Origin of the sequence: Amycolatopsis tucumanensis, from assembly GCF_021654135.1 — a bacterium.
GTDB lineage: Bacteria > Actinomycetota > Actinomycetes > Mycobacteriales > Pseudonocardiaceae > Amycolatopsis_E > Amycolatopsis_E tucumanensis.
Genome location: NZ_JAKGSD010000064.1, coordinates 21,485 through 47,420 on the forward strand (window position 1 = coordinate 21,485; position 25,936 = coordinate 47,420).

Sequence of the window (25,936 nt, forward strand, 5' to 3'; positions counted from 1 at the left end):
CGTGCAGGGAATCTGGACCACCGACCGGATCCGTTCGGCTGAAGAGAAGCTGTTGGCCGCCACGCCCGAGGGCGCGCTGATGCACAAGGCCGCGTTCGCGGTCGCCCTGCACGCGGCCGAGATGCTGGCCGAGCACACCGGGCAGGTGTCCGGGCGGCGCGTCGCGCTGCTCGTCGGCGCGGGCAACAACGGCGGCGACGCGTTGTGGGCCGGTGCGTTCCTGCGCCGCCGTGGCGTGAGCGTCACCGCGATCCTGCTCAAGCCCGAGAAGGCGCACGCCGCCGGGCTGGCCGCGCTGCGCCGGGCGAAGGGCCGGGTGGTGTCCGCCGAGGACGGCCCGGCGGTGCTCGAAGCCGCGGACCTGGTGATCGACGGGATCGTCGGCCTGTCCGCGCACGGCGGCCTGCGCCCGGACGCGGCCGCGCTGGTCGAGCACGTTCGCGCGCCGGTGCTGGCGGTCGACCTGCCCAGCGGCGTCGAGCCGGACACCGGGGCGGTGCCGGGCGACGCGGTCACGGCCACGCGGACAGTGACGTTCGGCGCGCGCAAACCGGTGCACGTGCTCAACCCGTCGCGCTGCGGGCGGGTCGAGCTGGTCGACATCGGGCTGGAACTGGACGATCCGGACCTGTGGCAGCTGGACGCGGCCGACGTCGGGCGCGCGTGGCCGGTGCCGGGGCCGGCGGACAACAAGTACAGCCAGGGTGTGACGGGCGTCGCGGCCGGCTCGGCGACCTACCCGGGCGCGGCGGTGCTCGCGACCGGTTCGGCGGTGCTCGCGACGTCCGGCATGGTGCGCTACGCCGGGCCGGCGGCTGACGTCGTGCGGTCGCGGTGGCCGGAGGTCGTGGCGACCGGTTCGGTGACCGACGCCGGGCGGGTGCAGGCGTGGGTGGTCGGGCCGGGGATCGGGACCGGCCGCGAGGGGCGTGAGGTGCTTGGGCACGTGCTCGGCGCCGGGGTCCCGGTGTGCGCGGACGCCGACGCGACGACGCTGATGGCGCACCGCCCGGACGTCCTGGACGCTCGTGACCCGGGCACGCCGCTGGTGCTGACCCCGCACGCGGGCGAGTTCGAACGCCTGATGGGCCGCTCGCCGGGCGAGGACCGGGTGGCGTCGGTGCGGGAGGCCGCGGCGAAGTACGACGCCGTGGTGCTGCTGAAGGGCAACGTGACGATCGTCGCCGCCCCGGACGGCCGGGTGCTGGTGAACGTCGCGCGCGGCTCGTGGCTGGCGACGGCCGGTTCCGGGGACGTGCTGTCCGGGTTGATCGGCTCGCTGCTGGCGGGTGGGTTGGAGCCGTGGCTGGCTGCGGGGTGTGCGGCGTACGTGCATTCGCTGGCGGGGGATCTGGCGGCGCGGGGCGTGCCGGTCTCGGCGTCGGGGATTCTGGCCGCGATCCCGGATGCCGTGCGGACGGTGCGCGCCGCGGTGCTCTGACGCGGAGCGGGTGTTCCCGGGCGCGATCCTCGCGGCGATTCCGGCGGCCGCGCAGACCTAGATCGACCGCGTTCTGAACACGAACCATCACCGAGAGCTCCTACAGGAGAACTTACCCATCAAGTTATCGAGTTATGTGTTAACAACCGCGAGATCCTCTGGTAAATAAGTGGGCGTCCCCACCAACTACGGAGGAACCCAATGACGGGAGCGCCCCCAAGGGGCGTCGCGCGGCGGTCGGTGCTCAGGGGGGCACTGGCGGGCGGCGCGGCCCTCGCCACCGGCGGCCTGCTCGGCGCCTGCAGCGCCCGGCAGGACGCGCCGCGGATCGTCACCGACGACCGCTGGCGCCAGTTCGCAGGCGCCACCATCAACCTGATCTCCGAGAACACCGCCCCCACCGCGGCGATCGCGGCGAACCTCAAGCCGTTCACGGATCTGACCGGCATCAACGTCAACATCGTCACGCTGGAGCTGTCCGCCCTGGTCCAGAAGGTCGCGCTCGACCTGGCCGGCGGCGAATCGCAGTACCACGTGATCTACGCCGACCCCTACCAGGTGCTCGCGCCCTACTCGAAGGGCCTGGTCGACCTGCGCGAGCTCGCCGCGCAGCCCGGCCTGCCCGAGTTCACCGGCTGGGACGACTTCATCCCGACCCAGCTCGACGCGGCCGGCCGGTTCGGCGACCGGGACAAGATCTTCGCCGTCCCCTACGACTGCCCGACGATGATCTGGCAGTACCGCGCCGACCTGTTCGACAAGTACGGCGCGCGCATGGCCGACGACCTCGGCTTCGACCCGACCCCCGGCCTCGACCGCACCTGGGACGAGTACCTGCGGATCGCCCGCTGGTTCAACGACAACGCCGACGAAGTCGCCTACGGCACCGGCCACCAGGCCAAACAACACGACTCGCTGATGTGCGACTTCTCCAACGTGCTGTGGTCCTACGGCGGCGACTACTTCGACAACGGCACCGAGGTCGGCCTCTACGGCACCACCGACCCCGGCCCGTGCCGCCTCGGCAGCGACCAGGCCATCGCCGCCGCCGAGTTCTACCAGCGGCTCCTGTCGATCGCCGACCCGTCGTCGAAGACCTGGGACTGGAACGGCCTCGCCCCGGCGCTCAGCTCGGGCCGGATCGCGATGTGCGTCAACTGGCACGAGTACGCGGCGGCCAACGAGAAGGCCATGCCCGGCCGCTTCGGTTACGCCCCGCTGCCGCGCGGTCCGGTCCGCTCCGCCAACCACTACGGCGGCTGCGGCATCGGCATCAACGGCAACACCCAGCCCAACGAGCGCATGGCCGCGTGGCTGTTCGTCCTCTGGGCGACCTCGACGCAGACGCAGCTGGCCAACCTCAAGAGCGAGGCAGGCGGCGGCACCCCGACCCGGCAGTCCGTCTACGACCTGCCCGAGGTCCGCGCCGCCGAGCACCGGCCCTCCGCGATGCCGAACATCCTCGCCGCGCCCGCCGTGGCGACCGCGTGGCAGCCGGAGAACATCGGTCTGCGGCCGAAGATCCCGATGTGGAACGAGTGCGACACCGCCGTCTACACGCAACTGTCCAAAATGCTCGCCGGTGACTCCTCGCCCGCCGACACCATGCGCGGCGCAGCCACGAAGATCGACCGGATCACCGCACGGGGGTGGGCGGCATGACCACGACACTCGACGCGCCGGCCGAGGCGCCGGTGCGGAACACCAAGCCACGCAAGCGGATCGGCTTCCACGGCCTCATGCTGACGCCGGGCATGATCCTGCTCGCGCTGTTGTCGGTCATCCCGCTGGTCACGATCATCGCGATGAGCTTCTCGCGCGTGCACCTGCTCGGCGGGGTCGTGTTCGACAACGTAGGCCTGATCTACTGGGCGCGGCTGTTCGGCGACCTCGACCTGTGGGTGCAGTGGCTGCGCACCATCGCCTTCTTCGTGCTGACCGTCGGCCTGGAAATGGTGCTGGGCCTGGGATTCGCGCTGTGCCTGTGGAAGCTGGTGCGCGCCCGCAACCTGCTGCTGACGCTGTTCCTGCTGCCGATGTTCGTCGCGCCGGTGATCGTCGGCCTGCTCGGCCGGTTCCTCACCGACTCCACGTTCGGCCTCTACACGTGGCTGCTCGGCCTGGTCGGCTACCACGGCGACATCCTCGGCGGCGGAACGTCGGCGTTCCTCGCGGTGGTCGCGATGGACGTCTGGGAGTGGACGCCGCTGATCACGCTGGTCGTGCTCGCCGGCCTGACCGCGGTGCCGCAGAGCATCCGCGAGGCCGCGGCGCTGGACGGCGCGAACGGCTGGCAGAGCTTCCGGCACGTCCTGCTGCCCTCGATCTCCGGGGTGCTGCTGGTCGCGCTGCTGATCCGCTCGATGGACGCGATCCGCTACTTCGACATCATCAGCGTCACCACCAACGGCGGCCCGGCGGACGCGACCAAGACGGTGCCGATCCGGCTGTACGAAACCGCTTTCCGCTTCTTCGACCTCGGCTACGCCGCGGTGATCGGGCTCGTCATGCTCGTCGTGACGATCCTCATCGCGCGGGCGTTCGTCCGGGTGCTGGACAGGAAGGGGCTGACCCGATGACGAGCGCCATCGACCGCACGCCGCTGCGCGCCCGGGTGGGCGTCCGCGCCGTGGTGATCGTCGGTCTGCTGTGGACGCTGGTGCCGCTGGTGTGGATGGTGGCGTCCTCGTTCAAGTCCGATGTGGACGTCACCGCCGCGGAGCCGGAGTTCCTGTTCCAGCCGACACTGGAGCACTACCGCAGCCTGTTCACCGGGGCCAACAACCTCGGCCCCTACATCTGGCACAGCGTGCTCGCGTCCGGGATCTCGTCGGTGCTCGCCGTCGCGATCGGCGCGCTGGCGGGCTACGGGCTCGCCGGGACCCGCATGCGGGCCAAGAAGCACGTCGCGTTCTGGATCATCTCGACCCGGATGGCGCCGATCGCCGTCGTGGTGCTGCCGCTGTTCCTGCTGTTCCGCGGCGCGAACCTGATCGACAGCATCCCCGGGCTGATCCTGGCGTACCTGACGTTCAACCTGCCGTTCGCGATCTGGCTGATGAGCGCGTTCTTCGCCGAGGTGCCGCCGTCGGTGGAGGAGTCGGCGCTGGTCGCGGGCTGCACGCGGTGGCAGGCGTTCTGGCACGTCGTGCTGCCGCTGACCAAGTCGGGCCTGGTGACCACCTTCGTGCTGTGCCTGGTGTTCTCCTGGAACGACTACGCGTTCGCGCTGGTGTTCAGCGGTCCGCACTCGCAGACCCTGCCGATCGCCGCCGACCAGCTCGTGACGCAGACGGGAATCGACTGGGGCCAGCTCACGGCCATCGGCACTATTGTGGTGTTGCCGATGATCGTGGCCGGTCTCGCCGTGCGCCGGTGGCTGGTCACCGGCCTGACGCTGGGAGCCGTGACAGGTGAGTGAAGTGCCCGCGACGATGAAGGTTGCCGTGCTGTACGGGATCCACGACATCCGCGTCGAGGAGCGCCCCGTGCCGGCGCCGGCGCCGGACGAGGTGCTGATCCGGGTCGCCTCCGTCGGCACCTGCGGTTCCGACGTGCACTACTACGAGCACGGCCGCATCGGCGACTTCGTCGTCGAGCAGCCGCTGGTCCTCGGCCACGAGCCCAGCGGGGTGGTCGTCGCCAGGGGGAAGGACGCGCGGCGGCACGAGATCGGCGCGCGGGTGGCCCTCGAACCGGGCGTGCCGTGCTCGGTGTGCGCCGAGTGCAAGGCGGGCCGCTACAACCTGTGCCCGCGCATGCGGTTCTTCGGCACCCCGCCGATCGACGGCGCGTTCTGCGAGTACGTGGTGCTGCGTGAGGACTTCGCGCACCCGGTGCCGGACGCGCTCAGCGACGACGCGGCCGGGCTGCTCGAACCGCTGTCGGTGGGCGTGTGGGCGAGCCGCAAGTCCCGCGTCGCGCCGGGCAGCCGGGTGCTGATCACCGGCGCGGGGCCGATCGGGCTGGTCGCGACGCAGACCGCGCGGGCGTTCGGCGCGAGCGAGGTCGTCGTCACCGACGTCAACCCGCGGCGCCTCCAGGTGGCGGAGGAGCTGGGCGCGACCGCGACGATCGACGTGTCGCGGGAGAGCCTGGCCGACGCCGGGTTCGAGCCGGACGTGCTGCTCGAGTGCTCGGGCGTGCCCGCCGCGGCCGGGCAGGCGATCCGCACGGTCGCCCGCGCCGGCCGGGTCGTGCTGATCGGCATGGGCGGCGACGAGATCCCGCTGCCGCTGGCGCACGTGCAGAACTTCGAGCTGGAGGTCACCGGCACCTTCCGGTACGCGAACACCTGGCCGACGGCGATCGCGCTGGCCGCGGGCGGCGAGGTCGACCTGGACCGCCTGGTCACCCACCGGTTCGGCCTGGACGAGGTCGAGCAGGCCCTCACCATCGCCGGGAAGGACGACTCGGTCATCAAGGCGGTGGTGCGTGCCTAGACCGTCCGACGCCGAGGTCGAGCAGCGCCGCCAGGAGGTCCTGCGGCACGTGATCGACTGCGGTGAGGTGCGCATCGACCAGCTGACCGAGCAGTTCGGGGTCAGCCTGATGACGATGCACCGCGACCTCGACGACCTCGCGGAGCGGCGGCTGCTGCGCAAGCTGCGCGGCAAAGTGGCGGCGTACCCGGCGCTGACCATGGAGACGGCGAAGCGCTTCCGGGAGAACCTCAACCTGCCGCTGAAGGAAGCGTTGTCGGCGCTGGCGTTCGAGCAGGTGACGGCCGGGCAGACGGTGTTCGTCGACGACTCGACGACGTTGTTCCCGCTGGTCCGCCGGTTCCCGGAGCTGGGGCGGCTGGTGGTGATCACCAACTCGCTGGAGGAGGCCCGCATCCTCGGCGAGGCCGAGGGCGTCGAGGTGCTGCTGCTCGGCGGCCGCTACACGGAGTTCGACTCGTGCAGCGGTCCGGACACCGTCGCCGCCCTGGGCCGGATGCGCGCCGACGTCGGGTTCGTCTCCGCGACGGCGGTCGCAGGCGGGCGGCTCTACCACCCGGTGCGCGACTACGCCGACCTGAAGACGGCCGCGCTGGCCGCGTCGAACCGGAACGTGCTCGTGGTCGACCATTCGAAGTTCGGCCGCACGGCGACCTACGACTACGGTGACGTCGGCGCCTACGACGTCGTGATCACCGACGACATGACGCCCGCCGACGAGATCGCCGCGATGCGGGCGCTCGGCGTGGAAGTGCTGGTGGCCGAAGTTCCGGAGGGATCATGACGGACAAGCTCGTGGCCGGGGTCGACTCGTCCACCCAATCGACCAAGATCGTCGTCTGCGACGCGGAGACGGGCGCGGTGGTGCGCACCGGCCGCGCCGCGCACCCGGACGCGACCGAGGTGGACCCGCGCGAGTGGTGGCGGGCGTTCACCGAGGCCAGCGACGGGCTGCTGGACGGTGTCCAGGCGCTCGGCGTCGGTGGTCAGCAGCACGGCATGGTGACGCTCGACGAGGACGGCGAGGTCGTGCGGCCGGCGTTGCTGTGGAACGACACGCGGTCCGGGCAGGCGGCCGAGGACCTGGTGCGGGAGCTGGGCGGCCCGGCGGCGTGGACGGAGGCGGTCGGCTCGGTGCCGGTCGCCAGCTTCACCGTGACGAAGCTGCGGTGGCTCGCGGAGAACGAGCCGGAGCTGGCCGACCGGGTGGCGCGCGTGGTGCTGCCGCACGACTGGCTGACCTGGCGGCTGACCGGCGGCGAGCCGGTGACCGACCGCGGCGACGCGTCCGGCACGGGCTACTTCTCGCCGGCGGAGGGCGTGTACCGGCGGGACATCCTCAAGCACGCGTTCGGCGGCCGGGACCCGGAGCTGCCGCGGGTGCTGGGCCCGGCGGAGGCGGCCGGGCGGACGCCGGACGGGGTGCTGGTGTCGGCGGGCACGGGCGACAACATGGCCGCGGCGCTGGCGCTGGGCCTCGGCGAGGGCGACGTCGTGGTGTCGCTCGGCACGAGCGGCACGGTGTTCGGCGTGTGCGAGACGGCGTCCGCGGACGCCACCGGACTGGTCGCCGGTTTCGCCGACGCGACCGGCCGGTTCCTGCCGCTGGCCTGCACGCTCAACGCGGCGCGCGTCTTGACCGCGACGGCCGCGATGCTGGGCACCGACCTGGCCGGGCTCGACCGGCTGGCGCTGGCGGCCCAGCCCGGCGCCGAGGGCCTGACGCTGCTGCCGTACCTGGACGGCGAGCGCACCCCGAACCTGCCCACGGCGGCCGGTTCGCTGCACGGCTTGCGCCGGGGCAACATGACGCCGGAAAACGTGGCGCGCGCCGCGGTCGAAGGGATGCTGTGCGGCCTGTCGGCGGGCCTCGACGCGGTGGCGGCGCAGGGCCTGGCCGCCCGGCGGGTGCTGCTGATCGGCGGGGCGGCGCAGTCCGAGGCGGTGCGGGCGATCGCGCCGATCGTGTTCGGGGTGCCGGTGGTGGTGCCGGAGCCGGCGGAGCACGTCGCGCTGGGCGCCGCGCGCCAGGCGGCGTGGGCGCTGGCGGGTGGCGCGGAGCCGCCGGTGTGGGAGGCGAAGGCGCAGGTGACCCTGGAGCAGCCGCAGTCGCCCGAGGTCGGCAACGAGATCCGCGGCAGGCACCTGGCGGTGCGGCAGCTGGTGCACGACGTGCCGGTGCAGGGGGCGTGAGCTAGGGAAAACGGTCCATGGCGGCAGCGGGGGAGGCCGGTGCCCGAGCCGACCACCCGGCGCCGTGAGGCGTCCTTCCCGCCCGCAGGGCACCCAGTGGCCCGGACGTGGGAAAATGGACCCCGATGAGCCCCGATCTCCCCCGCGCCGAGGTTGTCGTCGACCTGGCTGCCCTGCGGCACAACGTCGCCCTGCTCGCGAGCAGGGCGACGGCTTCCGGCGCCGCCACGATGGCGGTCGTCAAGGCCGACGGCTACGGCCACGGCGCGGTCCCCGTCGCGCGCGCCGCGCTGCAGGCCGGCGCGACCTGGCTCGGCGCCTGCTCCCTGGGCGAGGCGCTCGCCCTGCGCGAGGCGGGCATCACCGCGCCCATCCTGGCCTGGCTCGACCTGCCGACCACCGATTTCGCGCCGGGCATCGCCGCGGACGTCGACCTCTCGGCCAGCTCCCGGGCCGAACTCGCGCGCATTGCCGAAGCCGCCCGTCGCACCGGCAAGCGTGCCCGGGTCCACCTGAAGATCGACACCGGCCTGTCCCGCAACGGCTGCCCCGCCGCTGACTGGCCCGCCCTGGTCAAGGAGGCCGCCGGGGAGCCGGACGTCGAGGTCGTCGCCATCTGGTCGCATCTCGCGTGCGCCGACGAACCTGGCCACCCGGCAACCGACCAGCAGGCCGAGCGCTTCGCCGCGGCGTACGAGATCGCGCGCGAGGCCGGCCTGAACCCGTTGCGGCACCTGGCGAACTCGGCCGCCACGCTGAACCGCCCGGACCTGCACTTCGACCTCGTCCGCCCGGGCATCGCGATCTACGGCCTCAACCCCAATCCGGAACCCGAGGACCTGCGCCCGGTGATGACGTTCCGCTCGTCGGTCGTGCTCACCAAACGGATCCGCGCCGGCGAGTCCGTCTCCTATGGACACACGTGGACCGCGCGGCGGGACACCACGCTCGCCCTCGTGCCCACCGGTTACGCCGACGGGGTGCCGCGCACGCTGTCCGGCCGGATGGACGTGTGGCTGCACGGCAAGCGCCGTCCGGTCGCCGGTCGCGTGTGCATGGACCAGCTGGTCGTGGACTGCGGCGACGACGAGCCGCCGCTGGGCGCGGAGGTGGTCCTGTTCGGCGACGGCGCCCGGGGCGAACCGACCGCACGCGAATGGGCCGACAAGATCGGCACCATCGACTACGAGATCGTCACCGGCATGTACCGGCCGCGGATCCGGCGGCGGTACCTGGGGGAGGACGTCTGATGGTGTCCCGCCGGATGCTCACCGTGCTCGGCGGTGCCGTCGCGCTGGTCACCGGCACCGCGGCGGCCACCATCGCGGTGACCGCGCAGCAGCAGCGCCAGCGGGACCACCTCACCGGCGAACGGCTCGGCACCCTCGACCCGGACCGCACCTCCACGGTCGCCGCGGACGACGGCACGCCGCTGTCGGTGTCCGAGATCGACCCGGCCGACGGCGGCAAACCCGAGCTGACCGTGGTGGGTGTGCACGGGTTCGCGTTGTCGCAGCTGAGCTGGCACTTCCAGCGCCGCGACCTGGCATCGCTCACGTTGCCGCGCGTGCGGCAGGTCTACTACGACCACCGCGGGCACGGCACGTCCGGCCCGGCCAACGAGAAGACCAGCACCATCGAACAACTGGCCCGCGACCTCGACGCGGTGCTGCGCGCCGTCGCCCCCGAGGGGCCGATCGTGCTCATGGGGCACTCCATGGGCGGCATGGTGGTCATGGAGCTGGCCCAGCAGAACCCGGAGTTGTTCGCCGAGCGGATCTGCGGGGTCGCGTTCATCGCCACCGCGGCTGGCGAGGTGGGCCGCAAGGGGCTGCCGCGTGGGCTCTTGTCCAAGTACAACCCGCTCACCCGCGGTGTCGGCGAGCTCGCCGGGTGGCAGCCGGGGCTGGTCGAGTTCGTGCGGGCCGCGGGCGGGCAGCTGACCCGGCAGGCCGTGCGGCTGCTCGCGTTCGGCTCCCGCGACGTCGACCCGCGCGTGGTCGACTTCATGCTCGAGATGCTGGCCGTGACGTCGGTGAAGGAGCTGGTCGGGTTCGTCGACACGCTCGGCAGCCACAACCGGTATGCGGCGCTGGCCGGTCTGAAGCACGCGCACGTGCTGGTGATCGGCGCCGACACCGACCGGTTCACGCCGTACTCGCACGCTGAACGGATCGCGGCGGAGCTGCCCGACGCCGAGCTGGTGCGGGTGCGTGGCGCCGGGCACATGGTGCAGCTCGAACAGCCCGAGGTGGTCGACAGCCACCTCATCGACCTGGTACAGCGGTGCGCGGGAGTGACGGACGAGTCCCGCCCGCGGCGGATGTGGCGGTGGTTGAACCAATGAGCATCGAGTTACCGACGGCCGACGACACGGTGGCGTTCGGCGAGTCGCTGGGCCGCACGTTGCGGGCGGGCGACGTCGTCCTGCTCGCCGGTCCGCTCGGCGCGGGCAAGACCGTGCTGACGCGCGGGATCGCGGCCGGGCTGGGCGTGTCCGGGCGGGTCAGCTCGCCGACGTTCGTGATCGCGCGGGTGCACCCGGCGGGGGAGCGCGGCGTCGCGCTGGTGCACGTCGACGCCTACCGCCTCGGCGGTGACCTGGCGCAGCTCGACGACCTGGACCTGGACACCGACCTCGAATCGGCCGCCGTGGTCGTGGAGTGGGGCGAGGGTTCCGCGGAGCGGCTGTCGTCCGACCACCTGGTGGTCCGGATCGACCGGCGGCCCGACGACGTGCGGGAACTGACCCTGGAGCCGCACGGCTCGTGGGTCGAGCGCGTACCCGAGCTGGTGGGCTGATGGGGCGCGCGGTCGTCGTCGAGGCCCCCGGCAAGCTGAGCGTCGTGCGGACCGAGCCGGAGGACCCCGGCCACGGCGAGGTCGTCGTCCGCGTCGAGTGGGCGGGGATCTGCGGGTCGGACCGCGAGGTGCTCGCCGGGACGCGGGCCGAGGGTTTCGTGCGGTACCCGGTGGTGCCCGGGCACGAGTGGTCGGGCACGGTCGTCGAGCTGGGGCCGGGCACCGACCCGGAGCTGCTCGGCAAGCCCGTGGCTGGCGAAGGGTTCCGCAACTGCGGCCGGTGCGCCCCGTGCCGGCGCGGCGACACGACCCTGTGCACCGCCGAGTACGACGAGACGGGCTTCACCCAGCCCGGCGCGTGGGCCGACGAGCTGCGCATTCCGGCGCGGCTGCTGCACGTGCTGCCCGACGGCGCCGACCTGCGCGCCGCGGCGCTGCTGGAACCGGCGGCCTGCATGGCGGCCGCGACGCTGCTCGCGGCGGTCGTGCCGGGCGAACGGGTGGCGGTGATCGGCGGCGGCACGCTCGGCCTGCTGGCGACGCAGCTGCTGGCGGCGAGCGGCCCCGCCGAGCTGGTCGTGGTGGACCCGCGGGCGTCCCGCGCGGTGCCCGCGTCCCGCTTCTGCGGCGCGACCGGCTTCTACAGCCCGGGCGCGGCGCCGGGCGGGTTCGACGTGGTGGTGGAGGCGGCGGGCGCGCCGGGCACGGGCGCGCAGGCGGTGCGGATGTGCCGCCGCGGCGGCCGGGTGGTGCTGACCGGCCTGGCGGGCCACGAGACGGAGCCGATCGCGCCCGCGGACCTGGTGACGGCCGCGGTGACGGTGCACACGGTGTTCGGCGCGCCGTCCCGCGCGTGGACGCACGCCGTGCGGGCCTTCGCGACCGGTCTGCTGGACCCCGGGCCGCTGATCACGCACGAGTTCCCGCTCGAGGAAGCCGAACGCGCCCTGCGGCTGCTGGAGGACCCCGCCGTCGACACCGGCAAGGTCCTGCTGCACCCCTGACCCGACTCCGCCCGGCGCGAGCCCTACCCGCGCAGGCGCGAGTTCTGAATCCGGCCAGAGCCTCGCGCCCGCGGGCACGCGGCCCGCGCTCCGAGCGCGAGTTCCGGTTCGGGCGCGCTCCTGCCGCCAAGCCCCGCAGCCAGTCCGGCCTCAGCGCCCCACGATCCCCCGCGCCACACCGAGCTCCACCAGGTCCTGCGGCCGCAACCGCAGCTGGTTCGCCGTCGCCGGGACCTCCTCGGGCGGGCGCTTCAGGATCGACGCCGCCGCTTCCGGGGACGTCACCGAGAAGTAGCTGTCCGGCGTCACCCACGTCCGCTCGGGGTGGGCGAACGCCAACGCGCCCCCGGAGCCGCCCTCGCCGATCACCAGCGTCGTCACCGGCACCGACGCCCCGGCCACCGCGGCGAAGACCTCCGCGATCGCCGCGCCCGCGCCGGCCCGTTCGGCCGCCGGGTCGTTGGCCGCGCCCGGGGTGTCCACCAGGGTGAGCACCGGGATCCCCAGCCGGTCGGCCAGCCGGATCAGCCGCGCCGCCGTGCGGAAACCCGACGGCAGCGTCGCGGTCCCGCACTGCGCGGCGTAGGCGACCGTCACGCCTCCGCGCATCCCGAACCCGCACCGCACCCCGGGATCAACGCCGCCGCACCGGTCGCCGCTGATGTCCTCCCGCCACTCGAAGTAGGCGTCCAAATAGGACTCGGCTCGCGGCCGTGACGGAGCACGCGCCGCCTGCACTGCCGCCCAGCCGTCCGCCGGGAGCTCATCGCCGCCCAAAGCCGATGGCGGCGGCGCCGGCCGCCCGTCCGCGCCCGTCAGCAACGACAACCACCGGCCCAGCCGCTCGCCCAGCTCCGCCGCCGGGACGATCTGGTCCACGTGCCCGGACGCCAGCTGCGACTCCGCGGTGTACGCCGACGCGTCACCGGACGGCCGCACCCGCGACCCGGCGAACCCGACCTGCGCCCCGGGCAGGGCCAGCGCCACGTCCGAACCGGCGCCGAGCGTGGCCCAGCCGCCGCCGGTCGTCGGGTCCCGCACGACCGCGACCTGCGGCAACCCGGCGGCCCGCGTCAGCGCCGCCTGCCGGGCGATCCGCTGCAGCTGCGTCAGCGCGGCCATGCCCTCCTGCATCCGGCTGCCGCCGGTCGCGATCATCGACACGACCGGCGTCCGCAGCTCCCGCGCCCGCTCGAACGCCGCCTCGATCCGGTCGCCGGTGCGCCGCCCGAGCGAGCCGCCGAGGAACCCGAACTCCCACGCGATGACGGTCGCCTCGGTGTCGCCGAACTTGCCGACCCCGCACACCACCGATTCCCGCTCGCCGGTGCGCTCGGCGGCCCTGTCACGCGCGGAGTCGTAACCGGGCCAGCCGATCGGACCGTCCACACCGGACTCGGCGCTGGGTGGCGCGGGCAGCTCGGTGAACCCGGAGCACACCGAGCCGATCACCGCACGGGCGCTCTCACGCATCCAGCGCCCGCTTCATGACCTTGCCCATGTCGTTGCGCGGCAACGCATCCAGGAACCGGACCACCCGCGGCCGCTTGTGCGGCGACAGCAACCGGGCGACGTGGTCGACCAGCTCCTGCTCCGCGGGCGGCTCTCCGGCGGGCACGATCCACGCCACGATCCGCTCGCCGAGGTCCGGGTCCGGCTCGCCGGTCACCGCGGCCTCGGCCACGCCCGGGTGCTCCAGCAGCGCGTTCTCGATCTCGCCGGCGCCGATCTTGTAGCCGCCGCTCTTGATCAGGTCGGTGGCCTTGCGCCCGACGATCCGGTAGTAGCCGTCGGCGTCCCGGGTCGCCATGTCGCCGGTGCGGAACCAGCCGGCGTCGAAGACCTCCGCGGTCGCGTCCGGGCGGTTGAGGTACTCGGTGAACAGGTTCGGCCCGCGCACCTGGATCTCGCCGACCGTTTCGCCGTCACTGGTCTCGATGACCGCGCCCGACTCGTCGACCAGCCGCACCTCGACCCCGCGCAGCGGCACCCCGACCGTGCCGGGTTTGCGTTCGCCGTCGGCCCGGACGCTGGTGTTCATCAGCGTCTCGCTCATGCCGTAGCGCTCCACGACCTGCTGCCCGGTGGCCGCGCGGATGCGCTCGTGGTCGTGCACCGGCAGCGCGGCCGACCCGGACACCAGCAGCCGCGCCCCGCTCAGCGCCTTGGCCAGCTCGGCGTTGCCGCCCACCTCCTCCGCGATGCGGTGGTACATCGTGGGCACGCCGAACATCATCGTCGCCTCGGTCGACAGTTCCCTGGCGATGACGTCGGTGGCGAACTTCCCCGCGTGGTGCACGGTGCCGCCGCGGCGCAGCGGGCCGAGGATCCCGAGGATCAGGCCGTGCACGTGGAACAGCGGCAGCGCGTGCACGAGCACGTCGTCCGCGGTCCACTGCCAGGCGTCCTCCAGCGCGTCCAGCGTGCTGGAGATGGCGCGCCGCGGCAGCACGACGCCCTTCGGCGGGCCGGTCGTGCCCGAGGTGTAGACGATCAGCGCGGGCGCCTCGTCGCCCGGCTCCTCGGGCAGGTCACCGGGGCTGCCGATCAGCGCGACCTGCTGGCGCGGCAGGTTCGCCAGCCGCTCCGGCAGCTTCGCGCCCGGCTCGCTGAGGACGAGCGACGGCGCGCTGTCGTTCACGATGTGGTCGAGTTCGCGCTCGCCGATCTTCGGGTTGACGGGGACGGCCGGGACACCCGCGAGCAGCGCCGCGACCACGGCGACGCTCGTGTGGATGGTCGGCGTCGCCCACACCGCCACCCGCGTGGGTGACTGGGCGCGGATCTCCCTCGCGAGTGAACCGGCGATCGCCGCCAGTTCCGCGTAGTCGAGCGAGACCTCGCCGAAGCGCAGGGCCTCCTTCTCGGGCGGCTCTGCCAGGGCCGGGAACAACCGTTCGGGCACGTGAACTCCTCACAGATCAGCCGAGTCCGGGCACGATGAACACGAGCCAGACGACGGCGGGTACCACGGCGACCATGATGCCGCCGTAGACGAGCAACTGCCGGAAGAAGGCGTCCCGGTCCACCTCGCGGGCATTGGCCAGCACCAGCGCGCCGTTGGTGGAGAACGGGCTGACGTCGACGACCGTGGCCGACACCGCGAGCGCGCAGATCATGCCGACCGGGCCGACCGTGCCCAGCGCGAGGAACGGCACGGCGAGCGGGATGAGCGCGCCCATGATCCCGACCGACGACGCGAACGCCGACACGATCGCGCCGATGTAGCACAGCAGCAGCGCGGCGAGCAGCGGCGCGCCGATGCCGCCGACGCCCTCGCCCGCCCACTCGATCGTGCCCATCTCCTGCAGGACGCCGACGTAGGTCAGCACGCCGCAGATCAGCAGCACGGTGGGCCAGGTGACCTCGCCGACGGCCTTCTTGCTGGTCGCGGGCCAGATCACGCTGAGCACCACGGCCAGCGTCATCGCGGTCAGGCCGACGTCGAGGTCGAACACCAGCGTGGCGACGACCAGCACGGCCAGGCTCGCGAGCGTGGCGATGCGGGGTGCGTTCAAGCGGATGCGCTCGCGGGTTTCGACGCCGGCCGACCCGGTGCCGGCGGGCGGGCCGCCGGTGCCCGCGGCGACGAGCTCGCGGTCCCGGTCGGTGGTGCGGATGGTCTGCCGCTTGCGCAGGAGGACGAACACGATGGCCGCGATCACCAGGTTGACCACGAAGCTGGCCAGGAAGAGCGTGATCTCGCTGCCGCCGAGGCGTTCGCGCTCGACGATGCCGTTGACGATGGTGCCGTAGACGCTGATGGGCGAGAAGCCGCCGGCCTGCGCGCCGTGCACGACCATCGCGCCCATCAGCAGCGGGTGGATGCCGTACTGGGCGGCGAACCCGAGCGCGACGGGCGCGACGATGGCGACCGCGGCCGGGCTGACCGCGCCGATCGCGGTGAGCACCGCGGTGATGGCGAAGGTGACCCAGGGGATCAGCGCGACGCGGCCGCGGACCAGCCGGACGGCGGCGTCGACCAGCCAGTCCGTGGTGCCGTTGGCGCGGGCGATGGCGAACAGGAACGTGACGCCGACGAGCACGACGAACAGGTCGCCGGGGAAGCCGGCGAAGATCTCGTCGGCATCCATGTTCGCGGCCAGCGTGCCGACGCCGAACGCGGCCGCGAAGGACAGCACCCCCATGTTGATCGAGCGAGTCGTCGCTATCACGAAGACGACCGCGAGGACGAGGATCGAGATCAGCTCAGCGGACATCGGTAGAACTCCCGCCGTTGGGATTCAAGTGGCTGAGTGGCTGAACCACTTTGCGGCTCAGCCACTCAGCCTGTCAAGGGCTAGGCTTCGGAACGTGTCTGATGCGCTGAGCCCGATGGTCCGTCCGCGGCTGTACGAGCAGGTCCTGGAGCGGTTGCGGGCCTACGCGGCCGACGCCGGGCTGCGTGCGGGCGACCGGTTGCCCGCGGAGCGGGACCTGGCGCAGCGGCTCGGGGTGAGCCGGGCGTCGGTGAAGCAGGCGATCGTGGTGCTGGAGGTGCAGGGCCTGGTCGAGACCCGGCACGGCGGCGGGACGTACCTGGTGCGGGACGCGCTGGACGCCGAGCCGGTCGAGCGACTGGTGGAACGCAGGCGGCGGTTGCCGGACGTGCTCGACGCACGCGAGGCGCTGGAGACGAAGCTGGCCGAGCTGGCGGCGGTGCGCCGGACCGACGAGGACCTGGCCGCGCTGGAGTCGGCGCTGGAGTTCATGGCGGCCGAGATCAGGGATGGGGGAGCCGGGGTCGAGGGTGACCGCAGGTTCCACGCGGCGATCACCGGGGCCGCGCACAGCGCCCTGCTGGCCGAGTTCATGGGCGCGATCGCCGACCAGATCACCGAAAGCCGCAACGAGTCGCTCCGCCAGCCGGGCCGCCCGCCGCGGTCGCTGGACCAGCACATCCGCATCGCGAACGCCATCCGCGACCGCAACCCGAAGACCGCGGCCGAAGCGATGCGGGACCACCTCCGCACGGTCGCCGAGGTGCGCCTGCTGAGCTGGGACCCGGAGGACTGACCCGGAAGGCGCCCGGCCACCGCCCGGTTGCGCCCGGTGACGGCGAGCCTCCGGCTGCGCATTCTTCCCGCGCCCCACGAACCGCAAGCCGGCAACGCAACGACACCGACTACCCCGACCAGACCTCCCCCGCCCCCGATCCCCAGCCGATCTTTGGTCGTCGACCTGCTCGGCGACTGAAACACAATCAGGCATCGAGGGCGGGGGAGGTCGGCACCCAAGCGGCCCGGTAACCGCAGGTCGGCGCGCACGCCGTACCCTGGAGAGCTGTGCTGGTACTGGCTCTGGACACGTCGACGCCCGCGGTGACCGCCGGGGTCGCCGAGCTCACCACGAGCGCCACCGTGCTCGCCGAGCGGGTGACGCTCGACGCGCGTGCGCACGGTGAGCTCATCACCCCGCACGCCCTCGACGCGGCGCGCGAAGCGGGTGTCGCGCTCAAGGACCTGGCGGCGATCGTCGTCGGCGCCGGGCCGGGGCCGTTCACCGGTCTGCGCGCCGGTCTCGCCACCGCCGCCGCGCTCGGCCACGCGCTCGGCATCCCGGTCCACCCGGTCTGCAGCCTCGACGCGATCGCCCGTCAGGCCGGCCTTGGCGAGCCGTTCCACGTCGTCACCGACGCCCGCCGCCGCGAGGTGTACTGGGCGGCCTACGACGCGGACGGCCTGCGCACCGATGGCCCGCACGTCCAGGCGCCCGCCGAGCTGTCGATCAGCCTCGCCGCCGGGGACGGCGCCCGCCTTTACGCCGAGCAGCTCGGCGCCCGGGTCGTCGAGCCGTACTACCCGAGCACCGCCGGTCTGGTGGCCGCGGCCCGCGAGGCGCTGACCTCGGGAGCCGAGCCCGCCCCGCTCACGCCGCTCTACCTGCGCCGCCCGGACGCCGTCGAACCCGCCGCGCGGAAGCGGGTGACCACCGCGTGAAGCTCGCCAAGCTGCGCCGCAAGGACGTGGACCGGTGCGCCGAGATCGAGAAGGTCCTCTTCGCCGGTGACGACCCGTGGAGCGCCCGCGCGTTCCTCAGCGAGCTGGACTCCGGCGCCTACTACCTCGGCGCGTACACCCCCGAGGACGTCCTGATCGGCTACGCCGGCCTGGCGGTCGTCGGCGGCCGGGGCGAGTACGAGGCCAGCGTCCACACCATCGGCGTCGACCCGGCTCACCAGGGCAAGGGCATCGGCACCGCGCTGCTGCGCGCACTGCTCGCCCGCGCCGACGAGGTCCGCGCGCCGGTGTTCCTGGAGGTCCGCACCGACAACGACCGCGCCCAGGAGCTGTACCGGCGGCACGGTTTCGAGCAGATCGGCCTGCGCAAGCGTTACTACCACCCGTCCGGCGCCGACGCGTACACGATGATGCGCCCCGCCGTGAGCAAGCAGGAGGTGGGCTGATGTCCCGCATCATCCTCGGCATCGAAAGCTCCTGCGACGAGACCGGCGTCGGCCTCGTGCGCCTGCACGACGGCGGCGCCGTCGAGCTCCTCGCCGACGAGGTCGCGTCGAGCGTCGAGCAGCACGCGCGGTTCGGCGGAGTGGTGCCGGAGGTCGCCAGCCGCGCTCACCTGGAGGCCATGCGGCCGACGGCCGAGCGCGCGTTCGCCACGGCCGGGCTCCGGCTGTCCGATGTGGACGCCATCGCGGTGACCGCGGGCCCGGGGCTCGCGGGCGCGCTGCTGGTGGGCGTCTCGGCGGCGAAGGCCTACGCGGCGGCGCTGGACGTCCCGCTCTACGGCGTCAACCACCTGGCCGGGCACATCGCGGTGGACACCCTGCAGCACGGCCCGTTGCCGAAGCCGTGCCTGGCGATGCTGGTTTCCGGCGGTCACACGCAGCTGCTGCGGGTGGACGACATCGCCGGTGAGATCACCGAGATCGGGTCCACTGTGGACGACGCCGCCGGTGAGGCCTACGACAAGGTGGCCCGCGTGCTCGGCCTGCCGTACCCGGGCGGCCCGCCGATCGACAAGGCCGCGCGCGAGGGCGACCCCACGGCGATCGACTTCCCGCGCGGAATGACCGGCCCGCGGGACGCGAAGTTCGACTTCTCGTTCTCCGGCTTGAAGACCGCGGTGGCGCGGTGGGTGGAGAACGCCGAGCGCCGCGGCGAGGAGATCCCGGTGAACGACGTGGCGGCGTCCTTCCAGGAGGCGGTGGCCGACGTGCTGACCGCGAAGGCCGTGCGCGCGGCGACGGAGATGGGCATCGGCACGCTGGTGATCTCCGGCGGGGTCGCGGCGAACTCGCGGCTGTCCAGTCTGGCGCGCGAGCGGTGCGAGGCCGCGGGGATCGAGCTGCGCGTCCCGAGGCCGCGCCTGTGCACCGACAACGGCGCGATGATCGCCGCGCTGGGCGCGCACGTGGTGGCGGCGGAGAAGAAGCCGTCGGCGCTGGACCTCTCCGCGAACCCCGCGCTGCCGGTGGAGATCGTCTCGCTCTGAGCGACTGCCGAGCGCTTGAGCGCGAAGCTCGCGCCCGCCGTCAGGGGGCGAGCGTGACCGTGCTGTGCGTCGGCGAGCCCGGCAGTGTGCTGCGGCAAGCCGTGAGGGACCGCCCCGGCCACCGATCCGGCAGCCGGGGCGGCCCCGTCAGATGCAGTCGACCGCGTACTCAGCCACGCCTTCGCCCTCCCAGGTGACCGTGCCGGTCCCCCTCGGCGCGATCGGCACGCACGCGGGGCGCTCCCCGGTGCTCAGGGCGATCGAGCCCTCGATCGCCACCCCGCAGTCGTTGCGCAGCTCGGCCCAGCCGGGGCCGCTGCCGGTCAGCTCCGCGCAGGCGCCCAGCGCGCCCGCCTCGCCCGCCCACGCGGGCGACGCCGTCGCCAGCAGCCCGGCCGCGACCACCGCGACGCCCGCGGCCATGCGAATCCCCACAGTTCCTCCCCAGACTCACCGCACGTCACGGGCGCGTGCGTGAAACCACCACGTCGTCGAGCCTGACGAAGCCCACCCGGTGCCCGAACTGCACCTGCACGTACTTCGTCTTCCCGCGCACCACCACGTGCTGCGCCGCGTCGAAGGTCGTCGCCGAGTAGTACTCCGCAGTCAGCGTCGGGCCTGCCGCGTACTTCTGGCCCGCGGGCAGCGTGTACTGCAGCGGCACGACCTCCTGCGGCGTGAGCCCCTCCGGGTACGCCTCCGCCTCCGGGTACGCCCGCCCGTACACCGGCACCGACGACAGCCCCGGCCGCGGCGTCACCACCTGCCCCAACACCGGCACCACGCCGGACGACCGCAGCCACCCCTTCTGGCCGAGGAACCACACCGCCGTCCAGTCGCCGCGGACCTCCGCCACCGCGTACCGCTGCCCGGTCGAGACCCGGCTGCCCACGTCCGAGATCGCCACCGTGGAGGGCCCGCCCTCGGGGTGCAGGCCCACGTCCGCCAGCAACGGCGCGTCGTCGCGGGGTTCGGTGCGCAGGAACAGCGCCGACGAACCACGCGCCGGGCACGCGGCGCCCGGGGCCGACGTGTCGCAGCCCGTGTAGCCCGTCGGGTTCGTGGCGAAGTCCGGTTTGACCATGACCAGGCCCGTCGGCTGCCGCACCGGCCGCGCGTTCAGCGGCGCCCCGAGCAGGTCGAAGTAGTGCGCCCAGTCCCAGTACGGCGCCGGGTCCCAGTGCATGCCGGCGACCTTGTCCGCGGTCGTGCCGGGCACGTTGTCGTGACCGATGATGTGCTCGCGGTCCAGCGGGATCCGGTACTTCCCGGCCAGGTACTTCACCAGCTTCGCCGAGGTCCGGTACATCGCCTCGGTGTACCAGGTGCCCTGCGCCGCGAACCCCTCGTGCTCGACGCCGATCGACTTCGCGTTGAAGTACCAGTTCCCGGCGTGCCAGCCGACGTCCTTGGTCAGCACGTGCTGTGCGACGTGCCCGTCCGTCGAGCGCAGCGTGTAGTGCCACGCCAGGTACGTCGGGTCCTGCACGAGCCCGATCGCCGCGTCGTAGGTGCACTCGGTGTCGTGGATGACGATGTGCGTGATCTGCTGCGAGTTGGGCCGCTCGGCCTTGTCGTAGTTGCCGTAGTTGCCGCCGCCGAGGTCCTGGTAGGGCGCCGGGATCCACTCGACGGGCAGCCCGGGCGGGGCTTCGGCCGCGCCCTCCGCGACCGTGGACAGCCCGAGCGCGCGGACCTGCTCGCGCCGCGGCGAAACCGGCGTCGCGGGCAGCGCGACGGCCTGCCCGTCGTCGGTGGTCCGGCTCGCGCCTGCGGTGATGGTCGAGAACACCTCGTCGGCGAAGAACGTCGCGGTCCCGGTGTCCGAAGCGCCGGAGTAGCGGGCGACCGCGCCGTACCAGTCGGCGGGCACGTCGGCGCGGGCGCCGAGTTCCCGTTGGTAGTGGGCCAGAACCGCCGCGCCACCGCGGATGTTCTGCACCGGGTCCGTCCGGAGCGTCGCGGCGTCCACGCCGGTGAGCCTGGCGGCGAGGTCCACGGTCTGCAGCGCGTCCGACGTGTGCGGCCGCAGCTCGCCGCGCGCCGAGTCGCCACGCGGGTCCTCGCCCTTGTCGTGGTGGCTGCCCCCGGCGGCGATCGCGCGCAGGTCGGTCAGGTGCATCGGGCCGAAACCGGCGCCGGTGCTCGGCGCGCCGCCGTGCGAGTCCCACCGGGACTTCAGGTACGAGACGCCGAGCAGCACGGGCTCCGGGACCCCGAACTCCGCCGCCGCGGCGGCGAACGCCCGCTGACGGGCGGAAGTCGTGGCGGCGGCAGCACCGGGCGCGGCCACCACGGCCACGCCGGCGGTGCCGGCGGCGATCGCGCGCAAAGCGTTGCGGCGGGTGATCGGCATGCTGCCCTCCCAGGCTGGTGTAGCCAGGAAACTACACAGTGGCAAGGGGGTTGGGAACTACCCGATCACATGCGCGCCCCTGCCAGGTCTTTCAGGCACCGGCGACAGCCCGGCCGCGAACCGTCGCGATCGATGGAGGCGGGTACCCACCGCCGCGCGGGAAGGGCTGGGGGTGACCGCCGCCGGGCGGGAACGGGCCCTGCTGCTGCGGGTACCGCCGGGCGCCGGGCTACGGCCCGTAGGACTGGCCCGGCTGCGGTGAGTACGTCATCGGCACGCCTCTCCTGGGCCCGCTGCACCACCTCGGTGCGCCACGGGGCGTACGACGCCCTGTGGGTGACAGCGGTTCCGGTCAGCGCACCGGTTCCGGGGCGGGGCGGTTGTCGAAGGCCTCGCGCGCCGCGAGGATCTCGCCGACGTGCTCCTCTGCCCACTCGCCCAGCACGTTGAACATGTCGCCGACCTGCGTGCCGAGGGCGGTCAGCGAGTACTCGACGCGGGGCGGCACGGTCGGGTAGACGGCCCGGTCGACCAGGCCGTCGCGTTCGAGCGCGCGCAGCGTCTGGGTGAGCGACTTCTGGGTGATGCCCTCCAGCCGGCGGCGCAACTCGTTGAAGCGCACGGGGCCGTCGCTGCGGCGCAGGAAGCTCAGCACCAGCAGCGTCCACTTGTTGGCCAGCGCGTCGAGCACCGTGCGGGCGGGGCAGGCGCGGAGGTAGGACTGGACGGTATCCACGAGGTACCTGGATATCAGGAAGGTGCCTTCTTCACAACCGATACCACCGCGCACGACGATCTCCGGTGTGAAAGCTGTTGATGTGCGGGCCCTGGGTGGCCCCGAGGTCCTGGAATTCGTCGATGCGCCGCGGCCGGTGCCCGGGCCGGGCGAGGTGCTGGTGCGGGTGCACGCGGTGGGGGTGAACGCGGCCGACTGGAAGCTGCGGCGGGGGCTGGTGGAGGGGTTCGGGATCGTGCCGCCGTTCCGGCTCGGCCTGGACTTCTCGGGCGTGGTCGAGGAGACCGGCGAGGAGGTGTTCGGGCTGGTGATGTCGCGCTGGGGCGCCTACGCCGAGTACGTGGCCGTGCCCCGCGACGCGCTGGCCCCGAAGCCGGCGGCCCTGGACCACGTCGACGCCGCCGCGCTGCCGACCGCGGTCCTGACCGCCTCCCAGGCGCTCGCCGATGTCCGTGCTGGTCAGCGCGTCCTGATCCACGCCGCGGCCGGCGGGGTCGGGCACGTGGCGGTGCAGGTGGCGAAGGCCAGGGGCGCGCACGTGATCGGCACCGCCCGGGCGGTCAACCACGAGTTCCTGCGGGCACTCGGCGCGGACGAGCTGATCGACCACGCCGCGGTCGACTTCACCACGGCCGTGTCCGATGTGGACGTGGTGTTCGACCTGGTCGGCGGCGAGTACGGCTCGCGGTCGCTGCGGGTGCTGAACCCCGGCGGCGTGCTGATCGACGCCCAGGGCGACGACGGGGCGGACGACCCGCGCTACCGGCGGTTCCACGTGCAGCCGTCGGCCGCGGAGCTGGCGCGGGCCGCGGACGTGCGGGTCCACGTCTCGCAGGTCCTGCCGCTGGCGGACGCCGCGAAGGCGCACGAGCTGAGCGAGAGCGGGCGGGTGCGCGGGAAGATCGTGCTGGTTCCGTAGAACGGCCCCGGGACCGCGCCATCGGGGTCCCGGGGCCGTTCAGGTCAAGGCCGGTGCTAGCAGCCTCCGCAGCAACCGCATCCGGGGCCACTGCACGAGCTGCAACAGCTGCAACCACCCATGGGAACACCATTCCTTCCAGTCGTGTCCGGGCCGTTTCCCAAGGTAGGCAGCGGGGTCGGAAGTCAACACCGCTCAACGAGTGAGATGGCGATATCGCTACGTGACGACGTGTGCCGCGCCCGACGGCTGCCGCTGCGACGGGGCCGGCAAAGTGCCCGGTCAAGCACCTTGACAAGGGGTGGCAGCCACACCGGGGGACCCTCCTTGCGCGGCTAGCACTCCCGTGGCTAGAGTGCTAATCGAAGGCACCGCACACGCCCCGGCACCCGCGACGGCGGGGGTGGTAGGCGCCGAAACCAAGTAAGTACCTGCCAACGCTTTCGACGACCCGTGGAGGTCAACCCGGTGAGCGTGAACATCAAACCGCTCGAGGACAAGATCGTTGTCCAGACGAGCGAGGCCGAGGAGACGACCGCGTCCGGCCTCGTCATCCCCGACACCGCCAAGGAGAAGCCCCAGGAGGGCAAGGTTCTGGCCGTTGGCCCGGGCCGCGTCGACGACAAGGGGAACCGCATCCCCGTCGACGTCAACGTCGGCGACGTCGTCATCTACTCCAAGTACGGCGGCACCGAGGTCAAGTACAACGGTGAGGACTACCTGATCCTGTCCGCTCGCGACGTGCTGGCTGTCGTCAACTGACACAGGCGCTGCGGTGAACGCCCCGGGCCCCGCTGGAAAGCCGGGGACGGGGCGTTCTGCTGTCTGAGAGGACTTCCATGCCCAAGCAGATCAACTTCGACGAGGACGCTCGTCGAGCCCTCGAGCGCGGCGTCAACAAGCTCGCCGACGCGGTCAAGGTCACCCTCGGCCCGCGCGGTCGCCACGTCGTGCTGGACAAGAAGTTCGGCGGCCCCACGATCACCCTCGACGGCGTCACCGTCGCGCGGGAGATCGAGCTGGAGGACCCGTTCGAGAACCTGGGTGCCCAGCTGGCCAAGAACGTAGCCACCAAGACCAACGACGTCGCCGGCGACGGCACCACCACGGCCACCGTGCTGGCGCAGTCTCTGGTGAAGGTCGGCCTCCGCAACGTGGCCGCCGGCGCCAACCCGGCCGGCCTCGGCAAGGGCATCGAGGCGGCCGCGGAGAAGGTCATCGAGGTGCTCAAGTCCAAGGCCACCCCGGTCAAGGGCCGCGACAACATCGCCCAGGTCGGCACGGTCACCTCGCGTGACGCCACCATCGGCGCCCTGCTCGGCGAGGCCGTGGAGCGGGTCGGCGAGGACGGTGTGATCACCGTGGAGGAGTCCTCCACGCTGGCCACCGAACTCGAGATCACCGAGGGTGTGCAGTTCGACAAGGGCTACCTGTCGGCGCACTTCGCGACCGACCCGGAGGAGCAGCGGGCGATCCTCGAGAACGCCTACGTGCTGCTGCACCGCGAGAAGATTTCGGCGCTGGCCGACCTGCTGCCGATCCTGGAGAAGGTCGCGGAGTCGAAGAAGCCGCTGCTGATCATCGCCGAGGACGTCGAGGGCGAGGCGCTGTCCACCCTGGTGGTCAACGCCCTGCGCAAGACCCTCGTCGCGGTCGCGGTGAAGGCCCCGTTCTTCGGTGACCGCCGCAAGGCGTTCCTGGACGACCTGGCCGTCGTCACCGGCGCGCAGGTCATCTCCTCGGAGGTCGGCCTGAAGCTGTCCGAGATCGGCCTCGACTCGCTGGGCACCGCCCGGCGCATCGAGATCACCAAGGACAACACGACGATCGTCGACGGTGCAGGCACCAAGGCCGACATCGAGGCCCGCATCGCGCAGATCCGCAAGGAGATCGAGACCACCGACTCCGACTGGGACCGCGAGAAGCTGCAGGAGCGGCTGGCGAAGCTCGGCGGCGGCGTCGCGGTGATCAAGGTCGGCGCGGCCACCGAGACCGAGCTGAACGAGCGCAAGCACCGCATCGAGGACGCCGTGGCTTCGACCAAGGCGGCCGTCGAGGAGGGCATCGTGCCCGGCGGTGGTTCGGCGATCGTGCACGCGGTCAAGGAGCTCGAGGGCGACCTCGGCCTGACCGGCGACGAGGCCACGGGTGTCCGCATCGTGCGGGACGCCCTGACCGCGCCGCTGAACTGGATCGCCGCGAACGCCGGCTACGAGGGCCCGGTCATCGTGTCCAAGGTGCAGGAGCAGGGCTGGGGCTACGGCTTCAACGCCGCCACCGGCGAGATCACCGACCTGCTGCAGGCCGGCATCGTCGACCCGGTGAAGGTGACCCGCTCCGCGGTCGCGAACGCGGCCTCCATCGCCCGTCTCGTCCTGACCACGGAGAGCACCGTGGTGGACAAGCCGGTCGAGGAGCCCGAGAACACCGGCCACGGCCACGGCCACGCGCACTAGCCAACGACAAGCACCAAGAGGGCCCCCGCCAAAGGCGGGGGCCCTTCTTTTCTTTTCCAGCACCACAACCACAACCACCACCCGGCAACGCGACGCACCAACCCCCCCGAGCCACCCCTCTCCCGCAACCCGATC

The 25,936-nt window shown here is 72.7% G+C and carries 24 protein-coding genes; 18 read left to right on the plus strand and 6 right to left on the minus strand.

Annotated elements, in window-relative coordinates:
• Window position 1: 1 nt before the first annotated feature.
• The 11 genes from L2C96_RS38240 to L2C96_RS38290 all read left to right on the plus strand — a co-directional run bounded on the left by L2C96_RS38240 (window position 2) and on the right by L2C96_RS38290 (window position 11,882).
• Window positions 2–1,441 carry an NAD(P)H-hydrate dehydratase gene (locus tag L2C96_RS38240; protein ID WP_237339598.1) on the plus strand — a complete coding sequence of 480 codons (1,440 nt, stop codon included), beginning with the start codon at window positions 2–4 and terminating at the stop codon, window positions 1,439–1,441.
• A 201-nt stretch (window positions 1,442–1,642) separates the two neighbouring features.
• A complete protein-coding gene (locus L2C96_RS38245; RefSeq protein WP_237339599.1) occupies window positions 1,643–3,103 on the plus strand; it encodes an extracellular solute-binding protein in 1,461 nt (486 codons plus the stop codon).
• Window positions 3,100–4,020: a carbohydrate ABC transporter permease gene (locus L2C96_RS38250; RefSeq protein WP_237339600.1), complete on the plus strand. Its 921-nt coding sequence runs from the start codon at window positions 3,100–3,102 to the stop codon at window positions 4,018–4,020. Before L2C96_RS38245 ends, L2C96_RS38250 begins: the two co-directional genes overlap by 4 nt.
• Window positions 4,017–4,862 carry a carbohydrate ABC transporter permease gene (locus tag L2C96_RS38255; RefSeq protein WP_237339601.1) on the plus strand — a complete coding sequence of 282 codons (846 nt, stop codon included), beginning with the start codon at window positions 4,017–4,019 and terminating at the stop codon, window positions 4,860–4,862. Before L2C96_RS38250 ends, L2C96_RS38255 begins: the two co-directional genes overlap by 4 nt.
• 1 nt (window position 4,863) lies before the next feature.
• Window positions 4,864–5,883 carry an NAD(P)-dependent alcohol dehydrogenase gene (locus tag L2C96_RS38260; protein ID WP_237339602.1) on the plus strand — a complete coding sequence of 340 codons (1,020 nt, stop codon included), beginning with the start codon at window positions 4,864–4,866 and terminating at the stop codon, window positions 5,881–5,883.
• A complete protein-coding gene (locus tag L2C96_RS38265; protein ID WP_020420014.1) occupies window positions 5,876–6,667 on the plus strand; it encodes a DeoR/GlpR family DNA-binding transcription regulator in 792 nt (263 codons plus the stop codon). The genes L2C96_RS38260 and L2C96_RS38265 overlap by 8 nt, the downstream gene beginning before the upstream one ends.
• Window positions 6,664–8,076 carry a xylulokinase gene (gene xylB, locus L2C96_RS38270; RefSeq protein ID WP_020420015.1) on the plus strand — a complete coding sequence of 471 codons (1,413 nt, stop codon included), beginning with the start codon at window positions 6,664–6,666 and terminating at the stop codon, window positions 8,074–8,076. The genes L2C96_RS38265 and xylB overlap by 4 nt, the downstream gene beginning before the upstream one ends.
• 125 nt (window positions 8,077–8,201) lie before the next feature.
• Window positions 8,202–9,326, plus strand: coding sequence for an alanine racemase (alr, locus tag L2C96_RS38275; RefSeq protein WP_237339603.1), 1,125 nt, complete (start codon window positions 8,202–8,204; stop codon window positions 9,324–9,326).
• Window positions 9,326–10,423: an alpha/beta fold hydrolase gene (locus L2C96_RS38280; RefSeq protein ID WP_020420017.1), complete on the plus strand. Its 1,098-nt coding sequence runs from the start codon at window positions 9,326–9,328 to the stop codon at window positions 10,421–10,423. Before alr ends, L2C96_RS38280 begins: the two co-directional genes overlap by 1 nt.
• Entirely contained in the window at window positions 10,420–10,878 is a 459-nt protein-coding gene (gene tsaE / locus L2C96_RS38285) for a tRNA (adenosine(37)-N6)-threonylcarbamoyltransferase complex ATPase subunit type 1 TsaE (protein ID WP_020420018.1), read from the plus strand. Before L2C96_RS38280 ends, tsaE begins: the two co-directional genes overlap by 4 nt.
• Window positions 10,878–11,882: a zinc-dependent alcohol dehydrogenase gene (locus L2C96_RS38290; protein WP_237339604.1), complete on the plus strand. Its 1,005-nt coding sequence runs from the start codon at window positions 10,878–10,880 to the stop codon at window positions 11,880–11,882. Before tsaE ends, L2C96_RS38290 begins: the two co-directional genes overlap by 1 nt.
• 150 nt (window positions 11,883–12,032) lie before the next feature.
• Here L2C96_RS38290 and L2C96_RS38295 read toward each other — a convergent pair whose 3' ends face one another.
• From L2C96_RS38295 to L2C96_RS38305, 3 genes are read right to left on the minus strand one after another with little or no spacing between them, the layout of a single operon-like run.
• Window positions 12,033–13,355, minus strand: a complete 1,323-nt coding sequence (locus L2C96_RS38295; protein WP_237339605.1) for a carboxyl transferase domain-containing protein — start codon at window positions 13,353–13,355, stop codon at window positions 12,033–12,035.
• Window positions 13,348–14,787, minus strand: a complete 1,440-nt coding sequence (locus L2C96_RS38300; protein ID WP_020420021.1) for an acyl-CoA synthetase — start codon at window positions 14,785–14,787, stop codon at window positions 13,348–13,350. Before L2C96_RS38300 ends, L2C96_RS38295 begins: the two co-directional genes overlap by 8 nt.
• A gap of 16 nt (window positions 14,788–14,803) precedes the next feature.
• Complete coding sequence (locus tag L2C96_RS38305) at window positions 14,804–16,102, minus strand: SLC13 family permease (RefSeq protein WP_020420022.1); 1,299 nt, start codon at window positions 16,100–16,102, stop codon at window positions 14,804–14,806.
• Between the two features lie 94 nt (window positions 16,103–16,196).
• On the opposite strand from L2C96_RS38305, the gene L2C96_RS38310 reads away from it, so the two are divergent.
• From L2C96_RS38310 to tsaD, 4 genes are all read left to right on the plus strand, one after another.
• The gene (locus L2C96_RS38310) at window positions 16,197–16,898 is read left to right on the plus strand and encodes a FadR/GntR family transcriptional regulator (protein WP_237339606.1); all 702 of its coding nucleotides are present in this window, start codon (window positions 16,197–16,199) and stop codon (window positions 16,896–16,898) included.
• Between the two features lie 269 nt (window positions 16,899–17,167).
• Entirely contained in the window at window positions 17,168–17,821 is a 654-nt protein-coding gene (tsaB, locus tag L2C96_RS38315; RefSeq protein ID WP_237339607.1) for a tRNA (adenosine(37)-N6)-threonylcarbamoyltransferase complex dimerization subunit type 1 TsaB, read from the plus strand.
• On the plus strand, window positions 17,818–18,288 hold the full coding sequence (gene rimI / locus L2C96_RS38320; protein WP_020420025.1) for a ribosomal protein S18-alanine N-acetyltransferase: 471 nt from the start codon (window positions 17,818–17,820) through the stop codon (window positions 18,286–18,288). Before tsaB ends, rimI begins: the two co-directional genes overlap by 4 nt.
• Entirely contained in the window at window positions 18,288–19,334 is a 1,047-nt protein-coding gene (tsaD, locus tag L2C96_RS38325; protein WP_237339608.1) for a tRNA (adenosine(37)-N6)-threonylcarbamoyltransferase complex transferase subunit TsaD, read from the plus strand. Before rimI ends, tsaD begins: the two co-directional genes overlap by 1 nt.
• Before the next feature lie 147 nt (window positions 19,335–19,481).
• Here tsaD and L2C96_RS38330 read toward each other — a convergent pair whose 3' ends face one another.
• The 3 genes from L2C96_RS38330 to L2C96_RS38340 form a co-directional block, all read right to left on the minus strand.
• Window positions 19,482–19,769, minus strand: a complete 288-nt coding sequence (locus tag L2C96_RS38330) for a hypothetical protein (RefSeq protein ID WP_237339609.1) — start codon at window positions 19,767–19,769, stop codon at window positions 19,482–19,484.
• A 25-nt stretch (window positions 19,770–19,794) separates the two neighbouring features.
• A complete protein-coding gene (locus L2C96_RS38335; protein ID WP_237339610.1) occupies window positions 19,795–21,690 on the minus strand; it encodes an N-acetylmuramoyl-L-alanine amidase in 1,896 nt (631 codons plus the stop codon).
• 352 nt (window positions 21,691–22,042) lie between these two features.
• A complete protein-coding gene (locus tag L2C96_RS38340) occupies window positions 22,043–22,426 on the minus strand; it encodes a winged helix-turn-helix transcriptional regulator (protein ID WP_020420029.1) in 384 nt (127 codons plus the stop codon).
• Between the two features lie 67 nt (window positions 22,427–22,493).
• Between L2C96_RS38340 and L2C96_RS38345 the strand changes: the two genes are divergently transcribed.
• From L2C96_RS38345 to groL, 3 genes are all read left to right on the plus strand, one after another.
• On the plus strand, window positions 22,494–23,345 hold the full coding sequence (locus L2C96_RS38345) for an NADP-dependent oxidoreductase (RefSeq protein WP_237339611.1): 852 nt from the start codon (window positions 22,494–22,496) through the stop codon (window positions 23,343–23,345).
• A gap of 468 nt (window positions 23,346–23,813) precedes the next feature.
• Entirely contained in the window at window positions 23,814–24,107 is a 294-nt protein-coding gene (groES, locus tag L2C96_RS38350; protein WP_026153773.1) for a co-chaperone GroES, read from the plus strand.
• A 77-nt stretch (window positions 24,108–24,184) separates the two neighbouring features.
• Window positions 24,185–25,801 carry a chaperonin GroEL gene (gene groL, locus L2C96_RS38355; protein ID WP_017986679.1) on the plus strand — a complete coding sequence of 539 codons (1,617 nt, stop codon included), beginning with the start codon at window positions 24,185–24,187 and terminating at the stop codon, window positions 25,799–25,801.
• The last annotated feature ends 135 nt before the right edge of the window (window positions 25,802–25,936 follow it).

Bases quoted from the DNA above. Each gene is read 5' to 3' on its own strand.
- L2C96_RS38245 (WP_237339599.1), top strand. From the start codon at position 1,643: ATGACGGGAGCGCCCCCAAGGGGCGTCGCGCGGCGGTCGGTGCTCAGG.
- L2C96_RS38250 (WP_237339600.1), top strand. From the start codon at position 3,100: ATGACCACGACACTCGACGCGCCGGCCGAGGCGCCGGTGCGGAACACC.
- L2C96_RS38255 (WP_237339601.1), top strand. From the start codon at position 4,017: ATGACGAGCGCCATCGACCGCACGCCGCTGCGCGCCCGGGTGGGCGTC.
- xylB (WP_020420015.1), top strand. From the start codon at position 6,664: ATGACGGACAAGCTCGTGGCCGGGGTCGACTCGTCCACCCAATCGACC.
- alr (WP_237339603.1), top strand. From the start codon at position 8,202: ATGAGCCCCGATCTCCCCCGCGCCGAGGTTGTCGTCGACCTGGCTGCC.
- L2C96_RS38280 (WP_020420017.1), top strand. From the start codon at position 9,326: ATGGTGTCCCGCCGGATGCTCACCGTGCTCGGCGGTGCCGTCGCGCTG.
- tsaE (WP_020420018.1), top strand. From the start codon at position 10,420: ATGAGCATCGAGTTACCGACGGCCGACGACACGGTGGCGTTCGGCGAG.
- L2C96_RS38290 (WP_237339604.1), top strand. From the start codon at position 10,878: ATGGGGCGCGCGGTCGTCGTCGAGGCCCCCGGCAAGCTGAGCGTCGTG.
- L2C96_RS38295 (WP_237339605.1), bottom strand. From the start codon at position 13,355: ATGCGTGAGAGCGCCCGTGCGGTGATCGGCTCGGTGTGCTCCGGGTTC.
- L2C96_RS38305 (WP_020420022.1), bottom strand. From the start codon at position 16,102: ATGTCCGCTGAGCTGATCTCGATCCTCGTCCTCGCGGTCGTCTTCGTG.
- tsaD (WP_237339608.1), top strand. From the start codon at position 18,288: ATGTCCCGCATCATCCTCGGCATCGAAAGCTCCTGCGACGAGACCGGC.
- L2C96_RS38335 (WP_237339610.1), bottom strand. From the start codon at position 21,690: ATGCCGATCACCCGCCGCAACGCTTTGCGCGCGATCGCCGCCGGCACC.
- groL (WP_017986679.1), top strand. From the start codon at position 24,185: ATGCCCAAGCAGATCAACTTCGACGAGGACGCTCGTCGAGCCCTCGAG.